Origin of the sequence: Leisingera sp. ANG-M6 (assembly GCF_000813905.1) — a bacterium.
In the GTDB taxonomy this organism is placed as follows: Bacteria; Pseudomonadota; Alphaproteobacteria; order Rhodobacterales; family Rhodobacteraceae; genus Leisingera.
This window is the reverse complement of sequence record NZ_JWLG01000017.1, coordinates 87,420-103,836: the sequence shown is the minus strand read 5'-3', so window position 1 is coordinate 103,836 and position 16,417 is coordinate 87,420. Positions and strand designations below refer to the sequence as shown.

At 62.3% G+C, this 16,417-nt stretch carries 14 protein-coding genes; 8 read left to right on the top strand and 6 right to left on the bottom strand.

Translation table 11 applies throughout. From position 1 onward, the window contains the following. Nucleotide 1: 1 nt before the first annotated feature. Together frr and pyrH are read right to left on the bottom strand one after the other, a co-directional pair. Entirely contained in the window at nt 2-565 is a 564-nt protein-coding gene (gene frr, locus RA24_RS15565) for a ribosome recycling factor (RefSeq protein WP_039192749.1), read from the bottom strand. Between the two features lie 253 nt (nt 566-818). After that, nucleotides 819-1,568, bottom strand: a complete 750-nt coding sequence (gene pyrH, locus RA24_RS15560) for a UMP kinase (RefSeq protein ID WP_039192747.1) — start codon at nt 1,566-1,568, stop codon at nt 819-821. A gap of 129 nt (nt 1,569-1,697) precedes the next feature. On the opposite strand from pyrH, the gene miaA reads away from it, so the two are divergent. From miaA to RA24_RS15530, 6 genes are all read left to right on the top strand, one after another. Next, nucleotides 1,698-2,558 (top strand): tRNA (adenosine(37)-N6)-dimethylallyltransferase MiaA, encoded by an 861-nt coding sequence (miaA, locus tag RA24_RS15555; protein ID WP_039192745.1) that lies wholly within the window; start codon nt 1,698-1,700, stop codon nt 2,556-2,558. Nucleotides 2,559-2,688: 130 nt separating this feature from the next. Continuing rightward, entirely contained in the window at nt 2,689-3,492 is an 804-nt protein-coding gene (locus tag RA24_RS15550; RefSeq protein WP_039193053.1) for a helix-turn-helix transcriptional regulator, read from the top strand. A 311-nt stretch (nt 3,493-3,803) separates the two neighbouring features. After that, nucleotides 3,804-5,468, top strand: a complete 1,665-nt coding sequence (locus RA24_RS15545; RefSeq protein ID WP_039192742.1) for an ABC transporter substrate-binding protein — start codon at nt 3,804-3,806, stop codon at nt 5,466-5,468. A 118-nt stretch (nt 5,469-5,586) separates the two neighbouring features. Further along, complete coding sequence (locus tag RA24_RS15540) at nt 5,587-6,639, top strand: ABC transporter permease (protein WP_019296151.1); 1,053 nt, start codon at nt 5,587-5,589, stop codon at nt 6,637-6,639. Between the two features lie 15 nt (nt 6,640-6,654). Continuing rightward, nucleotides 6,655-7,869, top strand: a complete 1,215-nt coding sequence (locus RA24_RS15535; protein ID WP_019296150.1) for an ABC transporter permease — start codon at nt 6,655-6,657, stop codon at nt 7,867-7,869. 94 nt (nt 7,870-7,963) lie between these two features. After that, entirely contained in the window at nt 7,964-10,054 is a 2,091-nt protein-coding gene (locus tag RA24_RS15530; RefSeq protein ID WP_019296149.1) for a dipeptide ABC transporter ATP-binding protein, read from the top strand. Nucleotides 10,055-10,205: 151 nt separating this feature from the next. Here RA24_RS15530 and RA24_RS15525 read toward each other — a convergent pair whose 3' ends face one another. Then, a complete protein-coding gene (locus RA24_RS15525) occupies nt 10,206-10,580 on the bottom strand; it encodes a hypothetical protein (RefSeq protein ID WP_019296148.1) in 375 nt (124 codons plus the stop codon). Nucleotides 10,581-10,698: 118 nt separating this feature from the next. Further along, nucleotides 10,699-11,283, bottom strand: coding sequence for a lytic transglycosylase domain-containing protein (locus RA24_RS15520; RefSeq protein WP_019296147.1), 585 nt, complete (start codon nt 11,281-11,283; stop codon nt 10,699-10,701). 230 nt (nt 11,284-11,513) lie between these two features. Here RA24_RS15520 and ssb point away from each other — a divergent pair, with 230 nt between their 5' ends. Further along, entirely contained in the window at nt 11,514-12,032 is a 519-nt protein-coding gene (ssb, locus tag RA24_RS15515) for a single-stranded DNA-binding protein (RefSeq protein ID WP_039170912.1), read from the top strand. 390 nt (nt 12,033-12,422) lie between these two features. Further along, on the top strand, nt 12,423-14,627 hold the full coding sequence (locus RA24_RS15510) for a methyl-accepting chemotaxis protein (RefSeq protein WP_052269609.1): 2,205 nt from the start codon (nt 12,423-12,425) through the stop codon (nt 14,625-14,627). A gap of 73 nt (nt 14,628-14,700) precedes the next feature. Here the strand turns inward: RA24_RS15510 and aroB are convergent, their stop codons facing one another. Together aroB and RA24_RS15500 are read right to left on the bottom strand one after the other, a co-directional pair. Further along, entirely contained in the window at nt 14,701-15,807 is a 1,107-nt protein-coding gene (aroB, locus tag RA24_RS15505; RefSeq protein WP_039192739.1) for a 3-dehydroquinate synthase, read from the bottom strand. After that, a complete protein-coding gene (locus tag RA24_RS15500; RefSeq protein ID WP_039145726.1) occupies nt 15,807-16,397 on the bottom strand; it encodes a shikimate kinase in 591 nt (196 codons plus the stop codon). The genes aroB and RA24_RS15500 overlap by 1 nt, the downstream gene beginning before the upstream one ends. Nucleotides 16,398-16,417: the final 20 nt, after the last annotated feature.

Here is a 16,417-nt window from a genome sequence, read left to right as displayed (position 1 = left end):
GTCAGACCTGCATGATCTCGGCTTGCTTGGTCTCAAGCGCCTCGTCCACATGCTTGATCATCTTGTCGGTCAGATCCTGCACCTCGGCTTCCCAGAACTTCTGATCGTCTTCCGACATGCCGTCGGCCTTGGCCTTCTTGATCTGGTCCATGCCATCGCGGCGGACGTTGCGGATCGACACCCGGGCGTGTTCGGCATACTGGCCGGCCACCTTGCCCAGTTCGCGGCGGCGCTCCTCGTTCAGCTCCGGGATCGGCAGCATGATGATGGTGCCGTTGAGCTGCGGGTTGATGCCCAGGCCGGATTCGCGGATCGCCTTCTCCACCTTGCCGACCAGGCCCTTGTCCCAGACGTTAATGGTCACCATGCGCGGCTCCGGCACGTTGACGGTGCCCACCTGGTTGATCGGCGTCGGCGAGCCGTAGGCATCCACCATCACCGGCTCCAGCATCGAGGCCGAAGCCCGGCCGGTGCGCAGCGACGCAAATTCGGTGCGCAGGTTGGCCATGGCGCCATCCATGCGGCGTTTCAGATCGTCGGTATCCAGTTCAAAATCATCAGACATGCTGCTCTCTCCCCTTATCTGAGGCGGTCTTCCATTGGCTCATAAGCCATTGGAAGGCTGATGTATAGCGATCAAGCGGAGGATTTGGTGCCGCCGGGGCGGCATCTCCGCGCTTTGGCCGCGCCCTCCGTGATGCACGATCTAGCCTGCCTGCCGCGGAATTCACGGGATCAGCCCCGCACAGGCACTCAGGTCAGATCACAAAAAACCGCGGGCGATCACGGCCCGCGGTTTCAGCCGGCTGCTCGGCAGCTCAGCCGTGAACCTTGGTATAGGTCCCCTTGCCCGCCAGAATGCCGCGGAAACCGCCCGGCTCATCCAGCGGGAACACGATCAGAGGCAGGTTGTTGTCGCGGGCAAGCGCGATGGCGGAGGCATCCATCACCTTCAGCCGCTTGGCAAATACGTCGTCATAACTGATTTCGTCATAACGGACCGCATCATCGTGCTGCGCCGGGTCCTTGTCGTAGACGCCATCAACCCCGTTCTTGCCCATGAAGATCGCCTCGCAGGCCATCTCGTTGGCGCGCAGCGTCGCAGCAGTGTCGGTGGTGAAATAGGGGTTGCCGGTGCCGGCCGCAAAGATGCAGACCCGTTTCTTTTCCAGGTGGCGCACAGCGCGGCGGCGGATGTAGGGTTCAGCGACCTCATCCATGCGGATCGCGGAGATCACCCGGGTGAACACCCCCAGGCCTTCCAGCGCCGACTGCATTGCCAGCGCGTTCATCACGGTGGCCATCATCCCCATGTAATCGGCAGTGGTGCGCTCCATCCCCTGGGCCGAACCGGACAGCCCGCGGAAGATGTTGCCGCCGCCGATCACCATGCAGATTTCCACCCCCATGTCGTGCACGGTTTTCACCTCGCGGGCGATGCGCTGCACGGTCGGCGGATGCAGGCCGAACCCCTGGTCGCCCATCAGCGCCTCGCCCGAAATTTTCAGCATGACGCGTTTATAGGCGGCGGCCGGATCCAGTTCCGGCTTTTCGTGCGGTTGAGGCATGTTGCGCTCCAGAAGATGTGAGGGTTAATTTGCGCGGCAAAATGAAGTAATTCGCTGCCGGTTTCAATCCGCGCAGCGCAGTTTCCGCGCATATTTGCGGAACTGACCTTAGAGACGGACCGCACCTGGATGAACCTGCCCGAAATCGACCCCGGCAAACCTGTGCTGATCGCAGGCCCCACTGCCTCTGGAAAGTCCGCGCTGGCACTGGAAATTGCGGCCCGTCAGGGCGGAATCATTGTCAACGCAGACGCCAGCCAGGTCTATGATTGCTGGCGGGTGATCACCGCCCGCCCCTCGGCAGAGGAAGAGGCGCAGGCGCCGCACGCGCTTTATGGCCATGTGCCTTACGACGCTGAGTATTCCGCCGGCCACTGGCTGCGCGAGGTGCTTCCGCTTCTGGACGGGCCGGAACGGTTGATCATCGTCGGCGGCACCGGTCTCTATTTCACCGCCCTGACAGAGGGCATGGCCGAAATCCCCGCCACCCCGCCCGCGGTGCGCGCCGAAGGCGACAGCCTGCCGCTGGATGCGCTGCGTGCAGAACTGGATGCGGAGACCGCGGGCCGCATCGACCTGATGAACCGCGCCCGGGTACAGCGCGCCTGGGAAGTGCTGAAAGCCACCGGACGACCCCTGGCCAGCTGGCAGGACGAAACCCCTGCCCCGGCGCTGCCGCTGCAGAACTGCACGGCAATGGTTCTGAACTCGGACAAGCAATGGCTGGAGGAACGCATCCGCAAACGCTTCGAACTGATGCTGGATCAGGGAGCGATGGCCGAGATCGACGCCATGCGCAGCCGGTATGACCCCGCGCTGCCATCTTGCAAAGCCATAGGCGTGCCGGAACTGATGGGCTACGCCGACGGCCGCCTGACGCTTGAGGAAGCGGAAGAGCGTGCCGCCGTCGCCACCCGGCAGTTCGCCAAACGGCAGCGCAGCTGGTTCCGCGCCCGGATGAAGGATTGGCACCAGATCTCGCTCGATTGAGCCCGCACCGTCTCGCGCCAGCCCCTAAAACTTTCATCATTTCAGCCTTCAGCAAGCGGAAACTTGCCAGAATCAGCGATCCGTGACCTGCTGCGGCCACCAAAACCGGTTCTGCTGCTTAAGATTGCTGATGCCCTTTGATTCAGATCTTCCCAGAGAGTTCCATGCCGCGCCGCTGGTCCGGCTGGCACCGGAGGGCGGCTGGCAGACCGCATTGGCCCACAGCCGAAACGAACACCTGCTGATCTGGATCACGCGCGGGCAAGGCCGCTTCTTCCTGAATGGGGAGCAGCGCGGCTTCGGCCTGCATAGTGTCATTTTTGTGCCGGCCGGGGCACTTTGGTCGGCCGAATTCTCCCGCCAGTGCCTGGGCCAGGTGCTATCGATGACAGGCCCCTTGCTGCCGCCCTTTCCTGAAGCCCCTGTGCACAAGCGCTTCACCAGCCTGCAGGAGCAAACCGGCCTGGGCGGGCACTTCGAGGCGATCAGCCGCGAGCAGGCTGCGCAAGGACAGCATTGGCACCGCGCCGTGCAAGCCCATAGCGAGCTTGCAGCCGTCGCTCTGCAACGTCAGCCGGACACGGCACCTCGGCAATCTGCGGCGCTGCGCCTGTGCCGGGCCTACTGCCAGCGCATTTCCGGGGTGCAGGGCTGCCAGACCACAATGGCTGCGCATGCCGAGGCCCTGAACGTGACCCCGACACATCTGACGCGGGTCTGCAAAGCTGCCGCTGGCAAGACCGCAGCGTCCCTTCTGACAGAGCGCCAGCTGCACGCCGCACGGACACTGTTGATCACTTCAGATATACCCATTCGCGACATTGCCGCCCGGCTGGGCTTTGGCAGCGCCGCCTATTTCACACGCTTCATCACGCAGCATACCGGCCAGCCCCCCAGCGGATTGCGCGATTCCGCCCGCAAAAAACTGCAATAGCCTGATCCGTCAGCAGAATCCTGCCGCATGGCCCGCCACACCGGAAATCCCTTCAAATGCTGGCCCTATTACTGGGCAGTTTTGAACAGTATGCGGATGTATGCCGCCCCGAATAATAAAACCGACGCCGGAAATGTCGTATTTTTACACGGAAACGACGAAACTGTGCATTGACGAAACGCCGTATCTCTGCCGGAATGCAGGCATGGGGAAACTTTAATCCAAAACCTGAACCAAAATCGCCTGGCACACCGCCGGGCCAATATCCGTTTCGCACAAAAATGACCGAACGGTACGACAGGGAGACTTAAATGACCAAAGACACCATCAACGGAGCCCCGATCCATTGGGCCGCCAAGATGCACGCCAAGGAAGTGCTGGACGGCAAGCTGGACCGCCGGGAATTCCTGACCCGCGCCACCTCGCTGGGCGTCACTGCAGCTGCTGCCTATGGCATGATCGGCCTGGCCGCCCCGGTTAAGGCGGCAGAAGAGAAAAAGCAGGGCGGCACACTGCGGGTGCAAACCGAAGTCCGCCCGCTGAAGGACCCGCGCACCTTTGACTGGTCGCAGATGGCCAACAAGACCCGCGGCACCATCGAATACCTGGTGGAATACAACAACGACGGCTCCTTCACCGGCATGCTGCTGGAAAGCTGGGAGATCAACGAGGACGCAACCGTCTACACCTTGAACGTCCGCCAGGGCGTAAAGTGGAACAACGGCGACGACTTCACCGCCGAAGATGTTGCCCGCAACATCGCCGGCTGGTGCGACAAGGGCCTGGAAGGCAACTCCATGGCCGGCCGTTTCGCAACCCTGATCGACACTGAAACCGGCCAGGCAGCCGAAGGCGCAATCGAAGTGGTCGACAGCCACACCGTCAAGCTGAACCTGCCGGCCTCCGACATTTCGCTGATCGCGGGCATGGCCGACTATCCGGCGGCCATCGTGCATTCCTCCTTCCAGACCAACGACTTCACTCAGAACGTCGGCACCGGCCCGTTCCTGCTGACCGAACTGGAAGTCGGCGTGCGTTCGGTTCTGGAGCGCAACGACGACCACACTTGGTGGGGCGAGGCGATCTACGGCAAGCCTGCACTGGACCGCATCGAATACGTCGATTTCGGCACCGACCCGTCCTCCTGGCTGGCGGCGCTGGAATCCGACGAAGTCGACATGCTCTATGAATCGGTGGGTGAATTCATCGACGTGATGGACGGCCTCGGCTACAAGAAGTCCGAAGTTGTGACCATGTCCTCGATCGTGGTCCGCACCAACCAGCTGGCGGAAATCGACGGCAAGAAACCCTATGCCGACAAGCGCGTCCGCAAGGCGATTCAGATGGCGGTCGACAACTCCGTCTGCCTGGAACTGGGGTATGGCGGCCGCGGCGAGACTGCGGAAAACCACCATGTCGGCCCGATCCACCCGGAATACGCCGAACTGCCGCCACAGAAGGTTGACCCCGCTGGCGCCAAGGCGCTGATGGAAGAAGCCGGCATGATGGATTTCGAGCATGAGATCCTGTCGATCGACGACGACTGGCGCCGGAACACCACCGATGCGGTGGCGGCACAGCTGCGCGATGCGGGCTTCAAGGTGAAACGGACCGTTCTGCCCGGCTCGACCTTCTGGAACGACTGGGCGAAATACCCGTTCTCCTCGACCAACTGGAACCACCGCCCGCTGGGCGTGCAGATCTGGGCGCTGGCCTATAAATCCGGCGAAGCCTGGAACGAATTCGGCTGGGAAAACCCGGAGTTCGACGCCCTGCTGGCAGAAGCCCTGTCCATTGCTGACGCTGACAAGCGCCGCGAAATCTCTGCCAAGGGCCAGGCCCTGATCCAAGAAGAGGGCGTGACCATCCAGCCCTACTGGCGCTCGCTCTACCGCCACATGCGCGAAGGTGTTGTCGGTGCCGACATGCACATCTCCTTCGAGCATCACCACTACAAGTGGGGCTGGGCAGCCTAAGCCCCGCCGGCTCCTGACTCCTGCACCGCCCCCTTTCGGGGCGGTGCTTTCCAGCTCAAAAGATAAGAGACCCGCCCTTTGAGCCGGGTCCGATCCGCCAGACTGACAGGGGACCCAAATGGGACTTTTCATTCTCCGCCGTTCGGGCGTGATGCTGCTGACGGCCCTGTGCCTGACGTTCATCGTGTTCTTCCTCACGAACCTCTACCCCAACCTCGAAAAACTCGCCAAAACTCAGGGCAACTTCCGCATGTCGGATGAGGCCGTGGCCAGCTGGCTGGACGCCAACGGTTATGGCGGCTCCATGGTTTCGAAATACGGGCAATGGCTGGGCGTTCTGCCGGGCTGGACCCGCGAGACCGAGAAAGGGTTCACCGGCCGCTGCATGACCGGCGCCGTCAGCGCTGAGGAAGCCGCCGAAGCGCCGACCTTCTGCGGCATTCTGCAAGGCGACTGGGGCTATTCGACCCGGTTCAAGGATGAAGTCTCCACCATCATCGCCGAACGTCTCGGCAACACCGGCCGCCTGATGTTCTGGGTGCTGGTGCTGATGGTTCCCTCTGCCCTGATCATCGGGGTGCTGGCGGGCATGCGCGAAGGCTCTGTCACCGACCGGAGCCTTTCAACCGCCTCGATCCTGACCACGGCAACACCTGAATATGTTTCCGGCGTGATCTTTATCGCCGTCTTCACCTCCTCCACCGTGGGCCTCAAGTGGTTCAAGGGCACCGCCACCTCGGCGATGGACAACCCGAACTTCGAGAACTTCTTCCTGCCGGTGTTGACCATCGCGCTTTACGGCATGGGCTATATCGCCCGGATGACCCGCGCCTCGATGACTGAGGTGATGACCGCGCAATACATCCGCACCGCCCGCCTAAAAGGCGTGAGCTTCCACAACATCGTTCTGAAGCACGCGCTGCGGAACGCACTGATTGCCCCCTTCACCGTCATCATGCTGCAGTTCCCTTGGCTCTTGAACGGCGTGGTGATTGTCGAGACCCTGTTCAACTACAAGGGCTTCGGCTGGATCCTGGTGGAAGCCGCGGGCAACAACGACATTGAACTGCTGCTGGCCGTTTCCGTGGTCTCAGTCTTCGTGGTGCTGATCACCCAGCTGATTTCCGACATCGGCTATGTGTATCTGAACCCGCGTATCCGGATCTCTTAAGGAAGGCAGCAGAGCATGGAACCTCTTAGCACATTCGAAATTGCTGGGCGTATCATATACCAGCTGTCCCCGGTCTGGTTTTCGCTGGTAATCCTCTACGCAGCTTCCATCGGCTTCAAACGGCGGCTTGGCCTTTATGGCAAGCTGTTTGACAGCCCCATCGGCATGATCGGCTTTGGCCTGGTGATGTTCTGGGTGTTCACCGGCATCTACGGCGCCATGGACATGATCATTACCCATGACCCGCTGGTGCAGGTCTCGGGCATGAAGAACAAGGTCCCCGGCACACCGATGAACGGCGCCACTGAAGCGGACTACCCCTATTACCTGCTTGGCGGCGACAACCTGGCGCGCGACGTGTTCAGCCGTCTGGTCAAAGGCGCCTGGGAAGTCATCAAGATCGCCCCGATGGCCGCCGTCTTTGCCTTCATGGTGGGGATCACCCTGGGCCTGCCTGCGGGCTACTACGGCGGACGCCTGGACACCACGCTGTCCTTTGCCGCCAACCTGATCCTGGCCTTCCCGGTGATCCTGCTGTTCTACCTGCTGGTCACGCCTGAAATCGTCGCCACCGGTGTTCCGAACTATATGGCGATCGTTCTGTTCATCTTCCCGATCGTCTTTGTCGGGGTGCTGCTGAACTCGCGCTATTACACCCGGCCCAAGGTGCGCAACCTGGTGCTGCCGCTGGTTCTGGGGATCATCATCTGGTTCTACCTGCAGCTGGTTTCCAACGGCGGCTACCTGATCAACACCCCGGCCTATTCGATCCCGGGCCTGCCCCGCGTGATGGATATGTTCGACATTCCCGGCGGTATCCTGGTGGTGTTCGTCTCGGTGGTCTTCGTCAACTCGCCCACGGTGTTCCGTATCGTGCGCGGCCTGACGCTGGACATCAAAACCCGCGACTATGTGGCGGCTGCCCAGACCCGCGGCGAAGGCCCCTGGTACATCATGCTGTGGGAGATCCTGCCGAACGCCCGCGGGCCGCTGATTGTCGATTTCTGCCTGCGCATCGGCTACACCACCATCCTCTTGGGTACCCTCGGCTTCTTCGGCCTTGGCCTGCCGCCGGAAAGCCCGGACTGGGGTTCCACGATCAATGATGGCCGCAAGCTGTTGTCGATCTACCTGCACCCGGCGCTGCCGCCTGCCTTTGCGCTGCTGACGCTGGTTCTGGGTCTGAACCTGCTGGCCGACGGCCTGCGCGAAGAAAGCCTCAAGGATTGATCCGGCCGGGGGACCGGCCCGTCCGGTCCCCCGGTAAATTGGAGCCAGATGAAGGGGATCCTTTCCCCGCCCGCTCCAACAGGGAGAATAGAATATGAACAAACTGGCAGACTACGACGGCCCGATCCTCGAGATTAACAAGCTGTCGATCTCCTTCTTCACCCGCCTGCGGGAAATTCCCGCGGTGATGGATTTCTCGGTCACCGTGCAGCCCGGCGAGGCCGTGGGCCTGGTCGGCGAATCCGGCTGCGGCAAATCCACCGTGGCGCTTGGCGTCATGCAGGATCTGGGCAAGAACGGCCGTGTCGTCGGCGGCACCATCAAGTTCAAGGGCCGCGACCTAGCCGAGATGAGCGCAGAAGAACTGCGCGACATCCGCGGCAATGAGATAGCAATGATCTATCAGGAGCCGATGGCCTCGCTCAATCCGGCAATGAAAATCGGCAAGCAGCTGATGGAAGTGCCGATGATCCACGAGGGCGTCAGCGAAAAAGAAGCCTATGCCCGCGCGCTGGAAGTGGTCACCGACGTGCGCCTGCCCGACCCGGAGCGGATGCTCAACTCCTTCCCGCACCAGCTGTCGGGCGGCCAGCAGCAGCGCATCGTGATTGCGATGGCGCTGATGTCGAAACCCTCGCTGCTGATCCTCGATGAACCCACCACCGCGCTGGACGTGACGGTGGAGGCCGCGGTGGTTGAGCTGGTCAAGGACCTGGGCAAGAAATACGGCACCTCGATGCTGTTTATCTCGCACAACCTCGGCCTGGTACTGGAAACCTGCGACCGGCTCTGCGTGATGTATTCCGGCGAGGCGGTGGAGCGCGGCTCGATCCACGATGTGTTCGACGAAATGCAGCACCCCTACACTCAGGCGCTGTTCCGCTCGATCCCGCTGCCCGGCGCCGACAAGAACTCCCGCCCGCTGGTGGCCATTCCCGGGAACTTCCCCCTGCCCCACGAACGCCCGCCCGGCTGCAACTTCGGCCCGCGCTGCGATTACTTCGAAGAGGGCCGCTGCGATCAGGACATGGTGATCCCGATGTCCCCTGTGCACGGCAACGACCGGCACGAAACCCGCTGCCTGAAGTTCCAGGAAATCGACTGGAACGCCCCGATCACGGTGGGCGAGCAGAAGGAAAAGACCGCACCGGGCAAGGTTGTCCTGAAGATGGACAACCTCAAGAAATACTACGAGGTGGCTGCCAACGCCCTGTTCGGCGGCGGCGACACCAAGGTGGTGAAAGCCAACGAAACCCTCAGCTTCGAGGCCCGCGAGTCCGAAACCCTCGCCATCGTCGGCGAGTCCGGCTGCGGCAAGTCAACATTCGCCAAGGTGCTGATGGGACTTGAGACCGCCACCGAGGGACAGATCCTGCTCGACAACCGCAATATCGAGCAGATTCCGATCGAGGAACGCGACACCAAAACTGTTTCCGACGTGCAGATGGTGTTCCAGAACCCCTTCGACACGCTGAACCCCTCGATGACCGTGGGCCGCCAGATCATGCGGGCGCTTGAAATCTTCGGCATTGGCAATTCCGAGGCCGAACGCCGCAAGCGGATGCTGGAGCTTCTGGACCTGGTGAAACTGCCCCGCGCCTTTGCCGACCGCATGCCGCGGCAGCTATCGGGCGGCCAGAAACAGCGTGTGGGCATCGCCCGCGCCTTTGCCGGCGGTGCACGGATTGTGGTTGCGGACGAACCTGTCTCGGCGCTCGACGTGTCGGTGCAGGCCGCGGTCACTGACCTCCTGATGGAGATCCAGAGGAACGAGAAGACCACGCTCTTGTTCATCTCCCACGACCTGTCGATCGTGCGCTATCTCAGCGACCGTGTGATGGTGATGTACCTCGGCCATGTGGTGGAACTGGGCGACACCGATCAGGTGTTTGCGCCGCCCTACCACCCCTACACCGAGGCACTGCTGAGCGCGGTGCCGATTGCCGACACCTCCGTGGAGAAAGAGCACATCGTTCTGGAAGGTGACATTCCGTCAGCCATGAGCCCGCCGCCGGGCTGCCCGTTCCAGACCCGCTGCCGCTGGAAGTCCGAGGTGCCGGGCGGATTGTGCGAGAAGGAGGTTCCGCCGGTGCGCACACTGGACGGCGGCCACCAGATCAAATGCCACCTCAGCGACGACGTGCTGGAGCGCATGAAGCCGGTGATCAAGGTCGCAGCAGAGTAAGGCGCCAGATCAAAACGTGACAACAAAGCCGGGGTTTCAGCACCCCGGCTTTTTTGCGCTGGCATCGCCGCAAAGCAAAACCCCATGCGGTGCCAGGCGGCAGCACATGGGGTTCCACATCACTCCCCCACTCCCACGGGGGAAACCTGGTTCAGCTCAGCAGCAGAACTGCAATCATCAGCAGGTTGATCGAGGCGAACTGCATCAGCCGCGGCGCCTTGCTGCCCTTGGCGGCGGCCAGCAAAGCCGCAGCCACGGACGCCGCAAGCCCAACCTGCGCAAGCCCGCCGCCAATTGTTCCGGCCAGCCCGGTTTCCGGCCCCCAGGCCGAACCCGCGATGCCCATGCCCTTCACGCCAACGCCGATCAGAATGCCTGTCACTGCGCCTGCCAGGCTCAGCACCGCACTGCGCGGCTGCAGCGGCAGGCGGCTTGCCAGAACGCTGTCGATCATCTGGCGGGTCGGCACCGCGCTTGGCTGCCAGTCAATGCGCTCAAGGCGTTCGTCGAAGCTGTTGATATACAAGGCATTCCCTCCAGAACCTGCGCACAGATTTACGAAAAATTAAGGCAAATGCTTGACGCTCAGGCGGAGTTAACGGGGCATTAAGGAAAGTTATCCACACGTTAACAGCTGCGCGGCATCAACTGCCCCAGATCTTCCGCACGTAGTTCTGGGTTTCCTTGTAAGGCGGCACCCCGCCATATTTTTGCACCGCTTCCGGACCGGCGTTATAGGCCGCTAGCGCCAGCCGCCAGGACCCGAACTTGCGGAACTGGCGCGCCAGGTAGCGGGCGCCGCCCTCCAGGTTCTGCTTCGGCACCGCCGGGTTCACCCCCAGCGCCCGCGCCGTGGCCGGCATCAGCTGCGCCAGCCCCAGCGCCCCCTTGTGCGACTTGGCATTGGGGTTCCAGTTGCTCTCCTGCTGGACCAGACGCAGGAACAGATCCTCCGGCACCCCATGCTGGCGCGCCGCATCACGCGCCAGTTCCAGGTACTGGCCCCGGTACTTGCCGCTGTAGGGCAGCGTGCCGCCGGCGGACGGAATACTGTAGGTCTTGGGCTGCAGCCGGGAGGAGTTCTTGTACTGGGACGCCGCCCGCCCATCCAGCACCCTGGTATGGGCCGCGAACAGATCACGGCGGTTCTTGGTGCTGAGGATATCGGAGGCCGCAGGCTGCCCTGCACCAACCATGGCTATAACCAAACCCGCAATGGCTTTGCGCATTTATGCTGTCCCGCACTGTCCCTTTTGCGCAAATATAGCGGATGCGGAGCAAATTTAAAGCAACACAGGCGTGAACCGCCGCTCCGCCAGCGCAAAATCGGCCGAAACCATCCACAGATGCCTGCTTTTCACAGTTGGCACAGAACTATACTGTGCCTGAAACGCGGCGCGGCCGGATTCGCCCCAGCCCGCTGCAGGATAAGAAATTCAGGACGGAAGGACGGAACTTCATGGCCGGCTCACTCAACAAAGTCATGCTCATCGGCAACCTGGGCCGCGACCCCGAGGTGCGCAGCTTCCAGAACGGCGGCAAGGTGTGCAACCTGCGCATTGCCACCTCGGAAACCTGGAAGGACCGCAACACCGGCGAGCGCCGCGAGAAGACTGAATGGCACTCCGTCGCCGTCTTCAGCGAGGGCCTGGTGCGTGTTTGCGAGCAATACCTGCGCAAGGGCTCCAAGGTCTATATCGAAGGCCAGCTGCAGACCCGCAAGTGGCAGGACCAGAGCGGCCAGGACCGGTACTCAACTGAAGTCGTGCTGCAGGGCTTCGGCTCCACCCTGACCATGCTGGACGGCCGCGGTGAAGGCGGCGGTGGCGGCGGCCAGAGCGGTGGCGGCTATGGCGGCGGCAATCAGGGCGGCGGCTACGGCGGCGGTTATGACAGCGGCTCGCAAGGCGGCGGCGGTGGCGGCAGCTATGGCGGCGGCGCGTCCCACAACATCGACGACGACGAAATCCCGTTCTAAGCCGGCCAGGGCGAATCATAATTTTACGACAGCTTTGCGCTGCAGCCCTCCGCCCCGACCAGGGTGGAGGGCTTTCCTGTTAACGCAGCATTTTCGCGGGCTTTACGAAGGTTCCGCCACCGGAGCGAAACGGCGCTACGTCAGCGCCGTTTCTGTTCTTCCTGACTGCTCAGCAGCATCTTCCGCTTACGCTGGAACATGAATTTCCGATTATATTTCAATAGATTACCCATCACATACGTAAGGGCGCCCCGTTTGGCGATGCTGCGTGCCTGCTGCAAATCCTCAACGGTCCCTTAACACAGCGCACCGCACGGCTAGGCAAAAATTAAGACATATCACGGATGATGAATGGATCGGTCGTAAAAAGGTACATCAAGGATTCGGAATATGGGTATGCGTTTTCTGCAGCATCTCTCGATCAGCACCAAGATCGGAATGCTCCTGGCGGCTCCGCTGCTTCTCAGCCTTTGGTTCATCGGGCAAACTCTGCTCGACCTGCAACGGAAAGCCCAGGTGGACACTACCGAAGCAGGCGAGGTGCTGGAACATATGAGCAGCCTGGTTCACAATCTGCAGCTGGAACGCGGGCTGAGCGCAAGCTACCTTGAAAGTGCCGCCAGCTCCCCGCCGGAGAAGCTGGTCAAGGTGCGCCAGGCGAATGATGCCAAGATGGCCGCCTATCTGGAGGAGATCAGCCGGGTCGACATGGAGCTTCTGCCACCGGAATCCATTGAGGCGATCGCGTTTGCGAAATCCGAGCTGGCCCGCAAGAAGGACATCCGCCAGAAGATCGACACCCATTCGCTGAAGCTGAAGGCACTGATTTCCTATTATACGGACCTGAACGCAGCGCTGATCCAGACTGGCCTGGCGATGGCCAAGGGCATTGATAATCCCAAGATCTCGCAGGAAGCCGTGGCACTGTCCTTCTTCATGCAGGCCATTGATGCGGCGGGACTGGAACGTGCAGCGGGCGCCGTGGGGTTCAAACACGGCTGGAAACCTCAGGACCGCGAAGAATTCTTTGCCGACCACGAATTGTTCAAGGAACGCCTGCGCGCTTTCAAGAACTTTGCAACCGCAGAGGACAGGGACGCGGTCAAGACTCTGTTCAGCGATCCTGCCATGAAGAAATTCGACGAAATGCGCGAATCCATCCTGCGTGGCAACGGCGGCGAGGGCGTCACGGCTGAGGACTGGTTTGCCGCAGCCACCAAGGCGATTGAGGTACTGCAGAAAAAGGAAATGCTGCTGATCGAGCACCTGGAACGCGACATGGCGGCCTTTGATGCGCACAACAAGCTGATGCTGATCGAGATGGCCATTTTTGCGGCCGTCATGCTGGCGGGCGTTCTGCTGCTCAGCCTGGTCATCGCCCGCAACATGACCAAGGGGCTGGCCGTCCTGAACGTGGCGCTGCAAAAGCTAGGCTCCGGCGAGACGGAGGTCGAGGTCCCCGGTGCAGACCGGCGCGACGAAATCGGCGAGGTCGCCCGCAACGTTGTGGACCTGCGCACCGTCACCCAGCGCAAGCAGGAAGAACGCGTGCAGGAAGAGAAGGAGCGCCGCGAGGAGATTCTGACCGTCACCCGCAGCATCGGCGAAGCTCTTGCCGACCTGCAGCACAAGCGGCTGGACAACCCGATCGAGGCGCATTTCCCGGTCGAATTCAAATCTATCCGGATGGATTTCAACGACTCGCTGAATGCGCTGAGCGCTGCGGTCTCCACGATTGCGGAACTCACCAGCAGCGTCGACGAAAGCACCAAGTCGATTGCCGAGGCCTCGATGGACCTGGCCCACCGCACCGAGGCGGAATCGGCCACGCTGGAAAAAACCACCCACGCCATGGGCGAGCTGACCGGCAACGTGCAGCGCTCCGCCGAAAACGCCGGCCGCGCCGAAGAACTTGCAGACAGCGCCCAGAACGGCGTCAAATCCTGCGACGCGGTGGTAAAGGACACCATTACCGCCATGGACAAGCTGCAGGAATCCTCGCAGGAGATTTCCCAGATCACCAAGGTGATCCAGGACATCGCCTTCCAGACCAACCTGCTGGCGCTGAATGCCGGGGTCGAGGCCGCCCGCGCCGGCGAAGCAGGCCGCGGCTTTGCGGTTGTCGCCTCCGAGGTCCGGATGCTGGCACAGCGCTGTGCAGATGCGGTGCAGCAGATCGATGAGCTGACTGCGCGCAGCTCCGAACAGGTCAAGAACGGTGCGGAACTGGTGGATCAGGCCGGTCAGGCGATGGCCACCGTGAACCAGCAGGTTGGCGAGATTTCCTCCCTGGTGGTGGAGATCGCCGGCAACATGAAGGAGCAGTCGGCGCAGATGGGCGACGTCAACACCGCCGTGGGCGAGCTGGAGATGATGGCGCAGCAAAACGCTGCCATGGCCGAACAGACCACTGCGGCGACGACCTCCTTGTCCGAACAGGCACAGGAACTGCGGGAGCAGGTGACTCAGTTCACTGTCGGAAACGCCACAGCCGCCCTGCCCGCGCCCGCTGCGCATCCGCCCCTCGCCATCGACTTCGATGCGGAGGACGACGGCTGGGACCAGGACATCATCGAAAGCAGCACCGCCGCCTGAGCAGGCATTTGCAGCCATCAAAAAAGGGCAGCCTCAGCGGCTGCCCTTTGACTTTTGCACTCTGTGCCCCGGTTCAGGCACCTGCGCTGCGCAGCACCTCCAGCACCGCGTCCGGCGGCACGTCGCCGGTCACAAACGCCTCGCCAATGCCGCGCGCCAGGATGAACCGCAGCTGGCCCGCAACCACCTTCTTGTCCTGCCCCATCAAATCCAGCAGCGCCTCTGCCCCGGGCAAGTCGCCCGGAATGTCGGCCAGGTCGGTCTTCATGCCCATCGCCTTCAGATGTGCCCGCACCCGGCTGGGATCCTCCTGCGAGCACAGGCCCAGCTTCGACGACAGCTCAAACGCCAGCGCGCAGCCAATCGCAACGCCCTCGCCATGCAGCAGCCGGTCCGAGTAGCCCGTCGCTGCTTCCAGCGCGTGGCAAAAGGTATGACCCAGATTGAGCAGCGCCCGGTCGCCCTGCTCGGTCTCGTCGCGCACTACGATGTCCGCCTTCATCTGAACCGAACGCGCCACCGCCTCAACCCGTGCAGCCACATCGCCTTCGGCGAGCGCCGGGCCGTTCTGTTCCAGCCAGACAAAGAATTCCGCGTCCCCCAGCAACCCGTATTTCACCACTTCGCCATAGCCGGACAGGAAATCGCGCGCGGTCAGGGTTTCCAGCACCGAGGTATCCGCCAGCACCAGCGACGGCTGATGGAAGGCACCGATCAGGTTCTTGCCCTGCGGCGCGTTGATGCCGGTCTTGCCGCCCACCGAACTGTCGACCTGCGCCAGCAGCGACGTCGGGATCTGCACGAACCGCACCCCCCGGCGCAGTACTGCCGCGGCAAAACCCGCCAGGTCGCCGATCACTCCGCCGCCGAAGGCCACAACCACGTCGCCGCGCTCCACCTTCTGTTCCAGCAGCCACTCGACCGCGCGGGTGAACTGCGGCCAGCCCTTGGTCGCCTCTCCCGGCGGCAGCGCCAGCGCGGTCATCTCCACACCCGCAGCGGCCAGCCCGGCACGCAAGGCTTCCAGGTGTTTCTCCGCCACGGTTTCATCCGTCAGCACCGCCACCTGCGGCCGCTTCAGCAGCGGCTTGATCCGCTCCCCCGCCTGCGCCAGCAGGCCGGGACCGATCACCACATCATAGGCCCGTTCGCCCAGCGGCACATGAACCGTGCGCTCCATCAGTTCCACTCCAATACATCAGGGCGTGCCTTCAAGGCGTCCAGCACGCGGTCCACCATGGTCTCGATCGAGGCCTGCCCGTCCGAGACCACCGACACATCGGCCTTGGAATACAGCGGCACCCGCTGGTGATACAGGTTGCTGAGTGTCGCACGCGGGTCGGCAGTGCGCAGCAGCGGCCGGGTATCGCGGTGGCGCACCCGGTTCCACAGGACCTCCAGGTCGGCATTCAGCCAGACCGAGACACCCTTGGAAGTGATCACCTGCCGGTTTTCCTCTGCCAGAAAGGCGCCGCCGCCGGTGGACAGCACGCCGCGCTCCTCCTCCAGCAGACGCGCGATCACCTGGCGCTCTTTCTGGCGGAAAAACGGCTCGCCGTCGCGGGCAAAAATCTCTGGGATGGTCATGTTGGCGGCAGCTTCGATCTCGTGATCGCTGTCCAGGAAAGGGGCGTTCAGCCGCGCCGCCAGCGCCCGGCCCACGGCGGTCTTGCCCGCCCCCATCATGCCCACCATAACGATGGTCTTCTTCAGTTTCCCCGGCACCGGCGCTGCTGCCTTCTGGCCGCTGATTTGCTCTTTTTCGCTCATTCTTCAGTGAATGACGTGAT

What these genes read in the sequence shown, in the direction of transcription:
- frr (WP_039192749.1), bottom strand. Translation starts at nt 565, where the DNA reads ATGTCTGATGATTTTGAACTGGATACCGACGATCTGAAACGCCGCATG.
- pyrH (WP_039192747.1), bottom strand. Translation starts at nt 1,568, where the DNA reads ATGCCTCAACCGCACGAAAAGCCGGAACTGGATCCGGCCGCCGCCTAT.
- miaA (WP_039192745.1), top strand. Translation starts at nt 1,698, where the DNA reads ATGAACCTGCCCGAAATCGACCCCGGCAAACCTGTGCTGATCGCAGGC.
- RA24_RS15550 (WP_039193053.1), top strand. Translation starts at nt 2,689, where the DNA reads ATGCCCTTTGATTCAGATCTTCCCAGAGAGTTCCATGCCGCGCCGCTG.
- RA24_RS15545 (WP_039192742.1), top strand. Translation starts at nt 3,804, where the DNA reads ATGACCAAAGACACCATCAACGGAGCCCCGATCCATTGGGCCGCCAAG.
- RA24_RS15540 (WP_019296151.1), top strand. Translation starts at nt 5,587, where the DNA reads ATGGGACTTTTCATTCTCCGCCGTTCGGGCGTGATGCTGCTGACGGCC.
- RA24_RS15535 (WP_019296150.1), top strand. Translation starts at nt 6,655, where the DNA reads ATGGAACCTCTTAGCACATTCGAAATTGCTGGGCGTATCATATACCAG.
- RA24_RS15530 (WP_019296149.1), top strand. Translation starts at nt 7,964, where the DNA reads ATGAACAAACTGGCAGACTACGACGGCCCGATCCTCGAGATTAACAAG.
- RA24_RS15520 (WP_019296147.1), bottom strand. Translation starts at nt 11,283, where the DNA reads ATGCGCAAAGCCATTGCGGGTTTGGTTATAGCCATGGTTGGTGCAGGG.
- ssb (WP_039170912.1), top strand. Translation starts at nt 11,514, where the DNA reads ATGGCCGGCTCACTCAACAAAGTCATGCTCATCGGCAACCTGGGCCGC.
- RA24_RS15510 (WP_052269609.1), top strand. Translation starts at nt 12,423, where the DNA reads ATGGGTATGCGTTTTCTGCAGCATCTCTCGATCAGCACCAAGATCGGA.
- aroB (WP_039192739.1), bottom strand. Translation starts at nt 15,807, where the DNA reads ATGGAGCGCACGGTTCATGTGCCGCTGGGCGAACGGGCCTATGATGTG.
- RA24_RS15500 (WP_039145726.1), bottom strand. Translation starts at nt 16,397, where the DNA reads ATGAGCGAAAAAGAGCAAATCAGCGGCCAGAAGGCAGCAGCGCCGGTG.